Source organism: Virgibacillus flavescens (assembly GCF_050574275.1).
GTDB lineage: Bacteria > Bacillota > Bacilli > Bacillales > Amphibacillaceae > Virgibacillus_F > Virgibacillus_F flavescens.
This window is the reverse complement of record NZ_CP192260.1, coordinates 946,289-959,867: the sequence shown is the minus strand read 5'-3', so window position 1 is coordinate 959,867 and position 13,579 is coordinate 946,289. Positions and strand designations below refer to the sequence as shown.

Here is a 13,579-nt window from a genome sequence, read left to right as displayed (position 1 = left end):
TATTGCATTCCTTACATTTATTAATCTGTAAAAGTTGAGTTATAAATAATATACTTTTGTACTCTTATTATTTAGTTAGTAATGGTAACCCATGTGCCACTTGTCGCTTTCACCATCAAACGGAAATAACTTAAGTTGCTTCGCTTTTTTATAGTGATTGGAAACAATCTCATCCATCAGTTGATCCGTATTTTTATTCTTGGTATCAATCCCCAATTTCTCAGCAGATTGAATTACTTTCTTCTCTTGAATATCTTTCACCAGGGCATAAACATTCTTACCTTTTGTTTCTATCCCCAATTTTTTCGCATCATTTAGAACTTTTCTTTGAAAAACTTCTTTACGCAATTCCTTAACGTCTTTACCTTCAACCGTAATACCAAGTTCTTCAGCCTGGCGCTTAATCATTGTTTCATAAACTTCTTTAGCTAATGATTTTGGCGTTTTTCCTTTCGCAGTAATTCCCAGTTCTGCAGCCTTTAATTTCACCTTCTTATGATGTGTTTCCTGGGCGATTTCTTTCGTATCTTTACCCTTAACCTCGATTCCCAACGTCTTAGCTTCCTGCCTTACTTTTGCATCAAATACTTCCTGCGCTAGTTTAGCCAGCTCTTTACCCTCTGTTTCAATTCCCAATTCCTTTGCTTGCATCTTAATAATTGCTTCCCGCTTGTACAAGCGCGCTTCTTTCCTGTGCTTATCACTTATGATATTGCGCCCCTGTTCAGCTTTCGCAACCCACCCATCGTTACTAGAAGCAACTACCGATTGAGCACCAATACTAGTGAACAAGAGGAAAACAAGTATTATAACTAAACCTTTCTTCATGTTGTAAAACACCCTTTCTGAAGTCAATTTTTCTTTCTATTGATTAGCATTTCCCAATGAGTAGAAAAAATTTAAAGAAATTGAGGATCAAAAAAAGAGCCGAACAGAGTAATCTCCATTCGACTCTTTTACCTACTGCTTATCCTTCTGTAACAACAACTTCTACTTCTTCAACTTGCTCTTCTGTATCAACTTCTGTTTCTTCTTCAACATCAGTTTCAACTTCTGCTTCGGTTGTTTCTACTTCAACAGCTACAACTGCGTGTACTGCTGCATTTACAGAAGCATGCAGCTTAGCGTTTTCACTTGCATTTTCATTTGCCTGTGACTTTACTTTGTTCGCTGCTGACTTATTTACCGTCTCTTCTACTACTTCTTCTTCCAGATCTTCCGTAGCTTCTGTTCCCTCTTCCACGTCGACTTCTGTTTCTTCTTCAACATCAGCTTCCGTTTCCTCTACAGGAGCTTCTGGTGTTTCTTCTGCTGGCTCTTCTTCAACTGTTACTGTCGCGTGTACTGCTGAATTTGGAGCGGCATGAAGCTTAGCATTCTCGCTTGCATTTTCATTTGCCTGTGACTTTACTTTGTTTGCTGCTGATTTATTCTCTTTTACTTCTTCTTCCAAATTTTCCGTAGCTTCTCCTTCTTCCACGTCAACTTCTGTCTCTTTTTCAACATCGGTTTCCGTTTCTACTACAGGAACTTCTGGTGCTTCTTCTGCTGGCTCTTCTTCAACTGTTGTTGAATATACTGCTGAATTAGCAGATGCATGCAGCTTAGCATTCTCACTTGCATTTTCATTTGCCTGTGATTTCACTTTGTTTGCTGCTGATTTATTCTCTTTTACTTCTTCTTCAACAGCTTCCGTATCCACTTCAGCCTTTGCCTTAGCTTTTACTTTTCCATGTACTGCTGAATTAGCAGAAGCATTAGCCTTTGCTGCAGCACTAGCATGAACATTTGCCTGTGACTTATCAACTTTAACTGTTTTTGCTTCTTTAGATCCTTCAGCCGCTTCACTTACCTGTGCGCTTGAAAAAACTCCTACAGAGATAACACCTGTTAATACGATTGATTTCAATACCTTTGTTCCATTAAATTTCATTATAAATTTCTCTCCTTTTTTTCTATTATTTTTTATAAACGTTTAGAAAAAAGGAGTTTCCTTCGGTGGCGGAGACGGTGGTGCATTAACCCATTGATCACGATATTCAAGTCTTGTTGATACAAATGGGTTAATTAGTTTTATATATGTATTGCTGCCTGCCTTCCATAGCCATTTGTCCAATAAACCGATTGAACTATTTCCGTTACCTGTTCGATCCTTGGAAGGAGCACTCGGCACATTGGAATTGGATGAAAAAGGAATAACTTTAACGTCATGTGATTTTTCATTATCAAATGGATTTTTCTTTTCTTTGCTTTCTGCTTTTGCTTTAACTGGCTGTTCTTTATTACCAGAAACAACTTCAACTTTAGCATCTTTTACAGGTTGCTTATTGATTTTTTCAGTTGAGTTATTTTTTTGCTGTTCAACCCTTTGATCAATTGATTCTTCATTCTGAGAACGAATTTCCTCTTCATTAAGCACCTGTTTTGGAAGTTTAACTTTGACTGCAGTCCCCTTATTTTCAGGCAAAGTTTTGTTGACAGACCTTTTAGCTTTATCTGATTTATTCTTGGCAGTTTTTAGAGCTGGTTCGTTTTTCTTTTTAACTTTCTGAACCGCTTTTTTAGCCATTTCACTTGCCTGGCTCGGTAATTCCTTAGCTTTTTTCGCTTTATTCAGTGCCTTTTCAGGAAGATCTTTTCCCTTTTTAGCCATTTTGTTAGCCTTATCAGGTAATTGCACCTCAGGCTTATCCGGTAAAGGAGTATAATCTTTTACTTTACCAACACCTTTACTCTTATCTGCTTCGGGATTTTGAGCTTGTCCTCCTTTTTCTGCAAATGCAACTATAGGAAAAGTAAAGGCAGCAATCACAATAAAACCTAATACAAGTACACCTCGAAAGTTCATGATATCACCACCTTTCTTTTAGAAAACTTGGCATATAGCGAAAGCCTTAGTTCACTTATGCAGGAAGAAAAATTTATATTTTCTTCCTGCATAAGGAATCGCATTATTCTAATAATACTTTTCGTCAAAATTTTAATTTTCAGTCCGTAAAAGATGTACAATCTTTAAAACAATACTTTTTCCCTATACTGAGAAACAGTAGTATTATCTAATCAGATAACTTATGATTTTTTACTAAAAAGCGTACGAATATGGTAAGGTGTACAGAATTCCATTTGCGAATTCATAAAAAATATAATTAAGAGGTGAGCAGGCATGGATTATAAACTAGATCATATTGGGATAGCCGTTCGAAATATAGAAGAAAGTATCCTGTTTCATGTGAATATACTTGGAGGTGAATTAGTTGATCGTTACACAAGCGAGGCAAAAGGTGTGGAGAGTGAAATAGCAACAATTGACCTGGGTGGAGATCGAATCGAACTACTGGCACCAACAAACAATACTACCTCCCCTATTGCTCGCTTCCTGAAGCAGAAAGGGAAAGGCGTACACCATATTGCTTATCACGTCCACGACCTGGATGAAGCATTAGAGGATTTAAAAAATAAAGGAATTCGTACGTTGGAAGATTCTTTCCGCATAAATAAGCATGGAAGGCGATTAATTTATTTGAATCCAGTTGACACCGAAGGAACAATTATCGAATACTGTGATTATCCGAACTTATAAACAAACCACCCATTCGTTGTCTAAGGTCTTGTCCATAGAACGAATGGGTGGTTATTTTGATGTTCAAAACATTTAATCTTCCACTTTAAAGTACTCGGATCTCATCAGTGAAAATACCACTGTATCATGATAGTTTTCGCCGTCGAAATCGGTTTGACGCATAACACCTTCCTTCGTAAATCCAAATCTTGTCAAAAGCTTTTCTGAGCCTATGTTTTCAGCAAAAATATCGCCGACAATCCTGTTCAGCCCAAGCGTCTCAAATCCGAATTCAAGCAGTTTCACCAGAACCTCACGCATGACACCTTTCTGTTGATATTCTTTACGAATAACAACCCCCATTTCCGCTTTTTTGTGCCACATATTTAGTTTGTGGAAACTGAACTGCCCCACGATCTCTTCATTCCGTTTATTCACAATTACCCAGGGGATTTCTTTTTGATCTTCATAAAGCTTCAGCTGTTCTACAATTTTTTCTTTCATTTTCCCTTCCGTCGTTACTGGATGAGGCGTCAGGAACTTCATCGTCTCCTTATCACCCAAAAATTCAAAAAGCTTTGTTGCGTCTGCTATAGTTAATCCTCTTACTATGTAGTTTTCTGTCTCCAGGATTGGAATTTTGGAATAAGCAGAACTAGTTGACATTCGTATTCCTCCAGTTAGTTACCTTCCTTAACTTTTCTTTCACTTCGTTTGCGTCTGTTTCATCCAGCCATTCGGGATATAATAGTTGTTCACTATCATCCTCGTAAAATTTTAGTTCTATTATTGAACTTACTTCCACGACTCGTTTAATAGAATCGAATGGAATTGTTTTTCGTGGGATGAATAGACCCCTATATATCGAAATAGTATCATGATCCACCTGGATGTAATCTTTATCTGGATAGTTAATATAATTTATGCCAACTGCAACACCGATTACAGTTATCAAAACATGAAGAACGTAAAAAAATAACGGTGGACTTCCGGTAGTATAAATGTTCATTGCAAGTACACCTAAGTTAATAAAAGCAGCTAAAAAAGAACCCATTCCCTTTTGAAACCATTGCTTTTGATTATTGTATTTATATCCCATCCAGTACCCTCTCCTAAATTTCCCTAATATTGCTACTATATGAATTATACCATTTTTTCACTCCATGTTTGCACCCCTCCATCTTTCGGGAATGAGTACAGTTAGGATGAACAACGGAAGGTGATTTTATGGATTTATGGCTTGAATATGGTTGGGCCCTGCTTGTGATTATTGGACTGGAAGGATTACTTTCGGCAGATAACGCACTGGTAATGGGTGTGATCGTTAAGAATTTACCTGAAAAAAAACGTAAAAAGGCGTTATTTTATGGAATTATTGGTGCCTATGTATTTCGTTTCGCTGCGCTATTTGCGATTTCATTTGTGGTAAATATATGGCAAATTCAAGCAATTGGTGCTGCTTACTTAATTTATTTAGGTGTTAAAAATATAATTAAAAACAAAAAAGAAGAAAAAAAAGATTCCAATTCGTCAATCGATGAAAACCAAAGCCTATGGAAGACAATACTAAAGGTTGAACTTACCGATATCGCTTTTGCAATCGACTCCATCTTAGCTGCGGTAGCTATTGCAGTTGCATTACCTTCAACTGGATTACCATCATTTGGTGGAATGGATGGCGGTAAATTTATTGTAGTTTTCGTAGGTATGGCAATCGGACTGGCATTTATTCGTGTGGCTGCCACTTACGTTGTCAAATACATGAAAAAGTATCCAGTTTTCGAAAAAGCTGCATTCATTATCGTGGCATGGGTTGGTGTGAAGCTCGCTCTGCACACTTTAGCTCACCCGGATTTAAACTTAGGAATACTATCAGAATCGTTCACCCACAGCATCTGGTGGAAAGTTACCTTCTGGGGCGTAATGTTATTAATTGTAGCAGTTTCCGTCGTGTTGGCTAAGAAGCGCGGACCTGCTGAGGATTACGAAGAATAGCAAGAATCCCAGGAAGAAAAACGTAAGCTTGTTAATGTCCCTTTGCTCTATGAGCAGGGGGACTTTTTTTGTTAAAGCAACACTTATAAATGACAGAAAATACCGATTAGTATTGCATATCAGAATACTATTATGTATACTCATTATACAAAATCAAATAATTATTTAAATTTGAATTAATTTCCAGTGCAGGAGTGATTTTTCATGAAAAGTCTTTATCTTCTACCAAATGCTGAAGAAGAAATTATCGATTCGTATGAGGAAGACATTATTATTACAAATCGAGAAGGTAAAATAATAAAGGTGTCCCAGATAAGCGGGTTAAAATACAATTTATCTGCTGACGATTTGCTAGGACAATCTGTTTATGAATTAGAATCAAAAGGTATTTTTTCACCAGCTATCACGCCTCTGGTTTTGAAACAAAAAAAGAAAGTCGCACTTGTACAAACTACTCCAAGTGGAAGCAAGGTGCTCATTACAGCGATTCCACTATTTAACGAGCAGCACGAAGTAGAGTTTGTAATTAGTTATTCCTATGAAGTATCTGAGTTACACGACCTTCAGGATTATCTGAATGAACTTGAGGGGGAGATGTCAACCGTAAAAGGTGAACTGGCACTGCTTAGAGAGGAAAGCTTAACAGTTGAAGGACTTGTAGCAGAAAGTAAGTCAATGAAACAAATTCTGAAAACGGTCAATAAAATCGCTCCATTGGATGTATCTGTAACGTTGCAGGGAGAAGGCGGCGTAGGGAAATCCACGATAGCAAAACTCATTCATAACCAAAGCTCAAGGCACAAAGGTCCTTTTATTGAAGTTAATTGCGCTTCAATTCCAGATGCAATCTTTGAAAATGAATTAGTTGGTGGTTCTGCGGCTAATTCCCCGCAAAAAATTGGATACCTTCAAATGGCAAAAACCGGAACACTTTACCTTCAAGGTGTAGAAGAACTGTCTTTAGTATCTCAATCCATTCTAATGAAAGCACTGATAGTTACAAAAGGCAATTTTAGAATTGTGAGTTCCACCGAGCTTCACCTGGAAACATTAATGGCTCAAAAACAATTTCGCGAAGACTTGTTTTATTTCCTTCACGTGGTTCCTATCCACATCAAACCCCTGCGTGAAAGATTAGAAGATTTAAGCTTAATCATACAAAATTACTTGAATAGATATAACGCTCAATACCAGGTTAGTAAGAAGTTATCAGATAGCTTATTTCACGAGTTACTTCATTTGGAATGGAGCGGTAATCACCTGGAAGTTAAGAATTTAATCGAACGGCTAATCGTTCAGAATGAGACAAATAGTATTACCAAGGATGACTTGCCTGTTGAATACCGTAAAAATGATTCCAGCATGAATACGCTCGACATAGATGGTCGCACGCTGCCAGCTATTCTTGAAAAAATTGAAGAAGAAGTATTAATAAATGCCCAAAAGCGATATAAAACTACTACTGAAATGGCAAAAGTATTGGGCATTAGCCAACCTTCTGTAGTTCGAAAACTGAAAAAATACCTAAACTAACGATAACGGAGGATTTTTATGACACACACAGAGAAAAATTGGCAAGAATTAGTTAACTCTATTGGTAATTATCTGGCACCAAGTATGGCAAAGGACCATCCAAACCTGCCAGTTGTAAAAGCGGAAGGATGTTATTATTACGGCGTCGACGGCAAAGAATATCTGGATTTCACATCAGGCATTGCTGTTGAAAACGTCGGACACCGGCACCCTAAAGTTGTACAGGCTATTAAAAACAGCGCGGACCATCTAATCCACGGTCCATCTGGCGTAATTATTTACGAATCCATTTTGAAATTAGCGGAAGAGCTTCAATCCATTCTTCCACCTAAGTTAGATAATTTTTTCTTTGCAAACAGCGGAACCGAAGCTATTGAAGGAGCATTGAAGTTAGCAAAATATGTAAAAAAACGTCCCTATGCAATCTCCTTTACTGGATGTTTTCATGGACGATCTATTGGTGCATTAAGTGTCTCTACTTCGAAAAGTAAATACCGCAAGCACCAGCAGCCTTCCTGGTTAACGTACCAATTACCATACGCGCACCCTCAAGATTGCCCAGATGGTTTAGACCCAGAAGTGTTCTTCGCTGAGAAATTGGAAAAAGATGCTGAAAATTTATTTAATCACCAAGTCGATCCCGAGGAAGTAGCTTGTATGATTCTCGAGCCAATCTTAGGTGAAGGAGGATACATCATACCTCCTAAATCATGGTTGAAAAAGGTCCGAGAAATATGTGACCGTCACGATATTTTATTGATTTTTGACGAAGTACAGACTGGTTTTGGCCGAACTGGAGATTGGTTTGCCGCTCAAACATTTGATGTGAAGCCAGACATAATGGCAGTTGCAAAAGGAATAGCTGCAGGAATGCCGCTTAGTGCAACAATTGCCTCAAAAGAACTTATGGACCAATGGCCACTCGGCTCTCATGGAACCACCTTTGGAGGGAATCCCATAGCTTGTGCAGCAGCTCGCGCTTCTCTTGAAGTGATAAAAGAAGAAAATCTTCTGGAAAACACAAAACGTATGGGTTCATACACACTGACTCGGCTTGCAAAGCTAAAAGAAAAATATCCAGTAATTGATGATGTGCGAGGAATAGGGTTAATGATTGGTATTTCCATAAAGGATATTCAGACAGGTAAACCCGATGGCGACGCTGTCATGAAAGTATTGAATGGTTGTTTGGAAAAAGGTGTTTTATTTTATCTTTGCGGGAATTCCGGTGAAGTAATTCGAATGATTCCTCCTTTAACTGTTACAAAAGAGCAAATCGACCATGGCTTAGATGTACTTGATGAAGTTATTTCAACACTATAACAAAGCTGTTAGGGGCGTTTAAAATACGAGGGGGATTATAAATGAAAAGTAACGTAGAGCCAAAAAACGAGAGTGACGTAACTGGTATTGATCAAAAAGGTTTAATGAAATTCTTACTTCCATCTTTATTCGGTGTATTCATTTTCTTATTCCCCATTTATATAGGAGGTACGTTTAATATACCACTTGGAATAATAACCGAATTTTTAATTGAAGCTTTAGCAGGGATCCTCCCTGTAATTGTAACTTACGTAATAGTAATTTCGAGTTTACTTACTGTAGTTACAACGTTATTTAAACCAAAAGCAATTTTAAATTCCAGCCTATTAAATTCTTTATTCAACGTATCTGCTTTTTGGACAGTAACTAGGGTACTCGGTACTATTTTTGTGCTTATGACTTATTACAATGTAGGGTTCCATTTAATCAACTCAGAAGTTACTGGTCAAGTAATGTTCGGTTTATTAACAACGCTAATTGTATGGTTTTTAGTTGCATCCTTTTTAATGCCTTATCTGATCAATTTTGGAGCGATGGAATTTTTCGGATCACTGCTCAGGGGTGTGACGAAACCGCTCTTCACCCTTCCAGGACGTTCAGCTATCGACTTATTAGCCTCCTGGGTTGGAAATGTAAATGTAGGCGTTGTAATAACCCGTGAGCAGCATCGTGATGGCTTTTATACCGGACGAGAAGCAGCCGCTATTGCTACCTGTTTCTCATCCGTCTCCCTGCCGTTCTGTCTCGTAATAGCAGGAATGTTAGATCTTGATCATATGTTCCCGCTCCTGTACCTGACGATTTGTATAGCAGGAATTGTTAGTGCTGTAATCGTTCCAAGGATACCACCTCTATCCAGAATTCCGGATTCTTATATGAAAGACAACGATTACAATGAAGATATTCCAAAGGGAGTTTCAAAATTTAAATGGGGAGTTCAACAAGCTATCAAACGAGCAAAAAGCGCTGGTTCCCTGAAATCTCAACTTAAACAAGGCAGTGATGTGTTCCTAGGAATTATTTTCGTCCTTATGCCACAGGTTATGGCAATCGGAACTATTGCATTAATTATAGCTGAGTTCACATCCGTATTTGAATTTATTTCCAAGCCAATGATACCAATTTTACAATTACTGCAGATCCCCGAAGCAGCACAAGCAGCCCCTGCTACTGTAGTAGGATTTATTGATATGTTTATTCCTGCGGTCCTGGCAACCGGTATCGATGCCGAGATTACAAGATTCGTAATTGCCGCGTTATCATTAGTACAAATAATCTATCTGACTGAAATGGGAACCTTACTGATTATTTCTAAGATCCCAGTTGGGGTTGGACGATTGTTTCTCGTATTTATGGAACGCACATTAATTTCATTACCAATTATCGCTATAATAGCTCATATAATTTATTAACAAAAAGAAACAGAACTAGCTGGTGAATGCCGCTAGTTCTGTTTCTTTTTAATTTAATTTATATAATATATTATCTTTTAGAGAATAGACCCCGGCACCCTCTGTATCTGCAATTTCTCCATTAACCATGTAGATACATGTGCCTTCGTCGATTCCATAGTTCGTGCAAGATGGATATTTAGCAGATGCTGCTCTCAGATGCGCTTTATCATTCCACTCTGAAAAATGAACAGCTACTATAACAGTTGAAAGTAACCCCAGACCATTTCGTTGCTGAAATTCACTTTGCTCATTATCTTTACCTGAAATGATGCATACCTCAGGGCTTATCAATGCACCAGCTGAAAAACCAGCTACTGGTCCCCCTGCGTCATAGATTTTTTGAATAGCATCTGAAATAGGCGTATCAACGATGTAATCAGCATATTTATTGGTATCCCCACCATTGATGATAATTCCAGAACTATTATTTATCGCGTTGACTGCTTCTGAAATTGGCGTTGAAGGTAATGGCAAAACATGAAATTCCTCAAAACCAAACTTTCTTAATTGATCTGTATAATCAGCTATGTATTCTCGCCACCCAGTTCGCTCTACAAATAAAATGGATACAGGTTTATTCGTTTTTTCAGTCAGCGCAACAAACTTTTTTGCCATATTCGATGTAAATGGAGGTCCACCACCATATAAAAATAAATGCTTGTTCATGTAATCCACCTCTATCTTTCTTTCATTATAATTTCCACCAATTTCCAATTTTTATAATAATACTACTCTAATTTTAAGCGCGCAACCTTAAAATTAATAATAACCAGTACATTAAATTAAAAACCCGATACCCTAATAAAAAGGTATCGGGTCTTCAGCATACAAAAAATCCCTACTTGCTTATCCTAAAGCTTAATAAGCAGAAGTCGTTAAACTAGTATTCAAGGGTATTTTGGAACTTCTCAATAAATACCCTTAACTAAAAGCTATTCTTTGACGTCCAATCACTCTTTAAATAAAAATCGAATTCATTTAAAAGCTTATCTAACTCTTGGGAAATTACAAGTACTTGCGGATCCATTGGGTTATTTTCGTAAGCCCGGTACATTTTTTCCCTCGTGTTCTCAATTTCCTCTTTTAACTCATTGATGTAAGACACTATATTCCCTCTCCACTTAATGAAATAGATGTTACTAGTGGAGAAATGAACTGATTAAAAACTACTCTGTATCACTGATTAATTCATTTTACAATAAGTAGACCTATAATTTTCAAAAAATCATTGGTCTTCATGCTGATACAACCTATTCACTTTTAATTTCAGTACACAACCCCTTGTTTTAGGCTACATAAAGCCACCATTAACTTAATATCCTTAACGAAGGTATTGATCATACTTTTACTAAAGTAGTCTAAATTTTTTTGAATACAGTACGATCCTGCTTATTAACTTCTAAGCAAGGGGTCCTTCAAATACTTTTCCCATTAGTAGCTACCCTGTTTTTTGATTTTTCAAACCACTATATGTGGATATATATATAAAAAAGAAACCACCAATGGTATTTTAGATGGTTTCTACTGCTTAATTATGACATCCACTTAGGTGGAATATTTTTGTCCCAGTAAATTTCTCCAATTTCATGGTGGCTTTCGAAATTATCATCACGTACATGGTAATGAAAATTAAACCAGTATCCTTCAAGCGGTCTGTTTTCACGTCTAACATGGAATCTGGCAATATCCTTTTTGGTCTGGTAATCATATAAGTTAAATATCTTCTCGCCATAGCCTTTCGCAGGAGTTTCTGTGATTGCAAGGTATGGTGATTCCTCAGAGGCCTCTTCCATAATACGATTAAGTACTTCTTTCATATTTGGTAATATAGCAGAAGTGAAATCAGGTTGAATCTGTTCACCTATTTTCGGTCCTAATTTTGTTATTGTTTGATTTGTTGCCTGTTCCGTCAAAGCATCGATCATTGCTGCATCCGTAAGCAGGGAATCGACAACTTCATCTTCGGCAGTATCTGAAGCTGTAGGTTCGTCTTCAGGCAAAATCGCTTCACTATTTTCTTCAGCATCAACTTCATTTAAGTATGTTGGCGGGATATACATCCCTAAAGCCATAAATGTAACAAGGATAACGGTTACTTTTCTAAACCAGAGCTTCATTGGTCTTCACCTCTTTTATGTATCTATATAAATTCTACCACTTTAAATTTAATTGTCTAGAAAACTTTTAATTTTTAACAAAATTGTAACGAAATAAAAAATTATCACCGTATTTTTGATAAATTTTCTGAGTATGGATAAGCTGATTATAAACTTTCGTAAAAATGAATTTTAAGTATTTCTCCCATTTAAGGTTAGTTGCTGTAATTTAGGGAACAAGAAGTTGGTACACCTATTGAGAAAGGGAGGACTAGCGTTTTGAAAAACAAGGTAGATCTTTTATGTCTTCAACGAATATACAGCTGGAAAAAAGAAGGATGGTTTGTCCCACTCTCCACTTCCCTCGAAGGTATTAGTCCGTCTGATGCTGCATGGCAGCCAGCTCCTGGTGAAAACACAATTTGGCAGTTAGTTAACCATTTAAACTATTGGAATGATTTAATGCTATCCAATTTGCAGGGTAATCCCCGAGAATCGAAACTCTCCAACGACCATACCTTTGGGCAGCCTGGCGATCCAAAAGAAGTTACAGATTGGGAAGCCACGGTAGAAAGATCAAGAAGAATTGAACTGAGCATTCACAAAACCTTAAACAGCCTTGATGATAATGATTTAGAGGAATTATCTTTATCGGATGAGGTCGCACAATGGATTATGCACGACTCGTATCACATAGGTCAAATTGTGTTAATTCGTAAACTGCAAGGCTCGTGGCCAGCAAATAGATAGTCGTAATTCCGAGATTGGAGGTTTCAATCTCTTTTTTTTGCGCTCATTAGCATTGTTTTATTTTTCCATTAATATTTTCGCGAAAAGAAAGCAATTATAAGGGAAAATACAAAAAGGAGTTTTTACAATGAAATTAAATCGACTACTGATCAGTATTATTCCTTTATTCTTGTTCGTACTTGTCGCGTGTAATAACAATGATGTAGAAAATAATCCCAATGATGATACTTCCAAATCCACTTCCAGCATCTTTACTGGTACCTCAAACGACGAATTTTTCAAAGGAAAACAAAAGCATTACCCCGATAACGTTGGCTTCAACATGGAGGATATAAATGAAAATAGAGAGCGGAGTCCACTATGGGAAAGACAGAACAAAATGGACAGACCACCGAGCAACCAGAACAGCAATCGGACTCGACAGCAGCAAACAAATGAAGCGGATGACAGCCAGCCGCTTACACCAAATAAACTGAATGAATTTGAAACGAAAGTTATTGAACTTACAAATACCGAAAGAAAGAATGCGGGGTTATCTGGATTAAAGGAAGATGCTTCGCTTAGCAGGGTTGCCGAACTCAAATCAAGAGATATGGTGAATAACAATTACTTTTCACACACGAGCCCAACATATGGATCTCCCTTCGATATGATGAGTGAATTTGGCGTTTCCTATAACGCCGCTGGTGAAAACATTGCCCACGGCCAACAGACGCCTGAGCAGGTCGTAAACGCATGGATGGGCAGTGAAGGACATCGGGCAAACATCCTGAACAGTGATTTTACCCATATTGGGGTCGGATATATAAAAAACGGGGATTACTGGACACAGATGTTTATTAGAAAATAGTCTAATTTAAAAAACCGAC

The 13,579-nt window shown here is 37.5% G+C and carries 15 protein-coding genes; 7 read left to right on the top strand and 8 right to left on the bottom strand.

What is annotated here, in order from left to right:
* Positions 1-75: 75 nt before the first annotated feature.
* The 3 genes from VBD025_RS04825 to VBD025_RS04815 form a co-directional block, all read right to left on the bottom strand.
* Positions 76-828 (bottom strand): hypothetical protein, encoded by a 753-nt coding sequence (locus VBD025_RS04825; protein ID WP_430789812.1) that lies wholly within the window; start codon positions 826-828, stop codon positions 76-78.
* Between the two features lie 139 nt (positions 829-967).
* On the bottom strand, positions 968-1,933 hold the full coding sequence (locus VBD025_RS04820; RefSeq protein WP_430789810.1) for a hypothetical protein: 966 nt from the start codon (positions 1,931-1,933) through the stop codon (positions 968-970).
* A gap of 42 nt (positions 1,934-1,975) precedes the next feature.
* The gene (locus VBD025_RS04815; RefSeq protein ID WP_430789808.1) at positions 1,976-2,848 is read right to left on the bottom strand and encodes a hypothetical protein; all 873 of its coding nucleotides are present in this window, start codon (positions 2,846-2,848) and stop codon (positions 1,976-1,978) included.
* Between the two features lie 315 nt (positions 2,849-3,163).
* Between VBD025_RS04815 and VBD025_RS04810 the strand changes: the two genes are divergently transcribed.
* Complete coding sequence (locus VBD025_RS04810) at positions 3,164-3,580, top strand: VOC family protein (RefSeq protein ID WP_430789806.1); 417 nt, start codon at positions 3,164-3,166, stop codon at positions 3,578-3,580.
* Between the two features lie 72 nt (positions 3,581-3,652).
* Here the strand turns inward: VBD025_RS04810 and VBD025_RS04805 are convergent, their stop codons facing one another.
* On the bottom strand, positions 3,653-4,225 hold the full coding sequence (locus VBD025_RS04805) for a GNAT family N-acetyltransferase (RefSeq protein WP_430789804.1): 573 nt from the start codon (positions 4,223-4,225) through the stop codon (positions 3,653-3,655).
* Complete coding sequence (locus VBD025_RS04800; RefSeq protein WP_430789802.1) at positions 4,215-4,658, bottom strand: hypothetical protein; 444 nt, start codon at positions 4,656-4,658, stop codon at positions 4,215-4,217. The genes VBD025_RS04805 and VBD025_RS04800 overlap by 11 nt, the downstream gene beginning before the upstream one ends.
* Before the next feature lie 128 nt (positions 4,659-4,786).
* Between VBD025_RS04800 and VBD025_RS04795 the strand changes: the two genes are divergently transcribed.
* The 4 genes from VBD025_RS04795 (at position 4,787) to VBD025_RS04780 (ending at position 9,822) form a co-directional block, all read left to right on the top strand.
* The gene (locus VBD025_RS04795) at positions 4,787-5,554 is read left to right on the top strand and encodes a TerC family protein (protein WP_430789800.1); all 768 of its coding nucleotides are present in this window, start codon (positions 4,787-4,789) and stop codon (positions 5,552-5,554) included.
* A 204-nt stretch (positions 5,555-5,758) separates the two neighbouring features.
* The gene (locus tag VBD025_RS04790) at positions 5,759-7,087 is read left to right on the top strand and encodes a sigma 54-interacting transcriptional regulator (RefSeq protein WP_430789798.1); all 1,329 of its coding nucleotides are present in this window, start codon (positions 5,759-5,761) and stop codon (positions 7,085-7,087) included.
* A gap of 18 nt (positions 7,088-7,105) precedes the next feature.
* Positions 7,106-8,410 carry an aspartate aminotransferase family protein gene (locus VBD025_RS04785; protein WP_430789796.1) on the top strand — a complete coding sequence of 435 codons (1,305 nt, stop codon included), beginning with the start codon at positions 7,106-7,108 and terminating at the stop codon, positions 8,408-8,410.
* Between the two features lie 41 nt (positions 8,411-8,451).
* Positions 8,452-9,822: a YjiH family protein gene (locus VBD025_RS04780; RefSeq protein WP_430789794.1), complete on the top strand. Its 1,371-nt coding sequence runs from the start codon at positions 8,452-8,454 to the stop codon at positions 9,820-9,822.
* Between the two features lie 48 nt (positions 9,823-9,870).
* Here VBD025_RS04780 and VBD025_RS04775 read toward each other — a convergent pair whose 3' ends face one another.
* The 3 genes from VBD025_RS04775 to VBD025_RS04765 all read right to left on the bottom strand — a co-directional run bounded on the left by VBD025_RS04775 (position 9,871) and on the right by VBD025_RS04765 (position 11,981).
* A complete protein-coding gene (locus VBD025_RS04775; RefSeq protein WP_430789792.1) occupies positions 9,871-10,530 on the bottom strand; it encodes a Type 1 glutamine amidotransferase-like domain-containing protein in 660 nt (219 codons plus the stop codon).
* 259 nt (positions 10,531-10,789) lie between these two features.
* On the bottom strand, positions 10,790-10,969 hold the full coding sequence (locus tag VBD025_RS04770) for a Spo0E family sporulation regulatory protein-aspartic acid phosphatase (protein WP_430789790.1): 180 nt from the start codon (positions 10,967-10,969) through the stop codon (positions 10,790-10,792).
* Between the two features lie 427 nt (positions 10,970-11,396).
* A complete protein-coding gene (locus VBD025_RS04765) occupies positions 11,397-11,981 on the bottom strand; it encodes a YpjP family protein (protein WP_430789788.1) in 585 nt (194 codons plus the stop codon).
* 258 nt (positions 11,982-12,239) lie between these two features.
* Here VBD025_RS04765 and VBD025_RS04760 point away from each other — a divergent pair, with 258 nt between their 5' ends.
* Together VBD025_RS04760 and VBD025_RS04755 are read left to right on the top strand one after the other, a co-directional pair.
* A complete protein-coding gene (locus tag VBD025_RS04760; protein ID WP_430789786.1) occupies positions 12,240-12,710 on the top strand; it encodes a DinB family protein in 471 nt (156 codons plus the stop codon).
* A gap of 127 nt (positions 12,711-12,837) precedes the next feature.
* Positions 12,838-13,560 (top strand): CAP domain-containing protein, encoded by a 723-nt coding sequence (locus VBD025_RS04755; protein WP_430789784.1) that lies wholly within the window; start codon positions 12,838-12,840, stop codon positions 13,558-13,560.
* Positions 13,561-13,579: the final 19 nt, after the last annotated feature.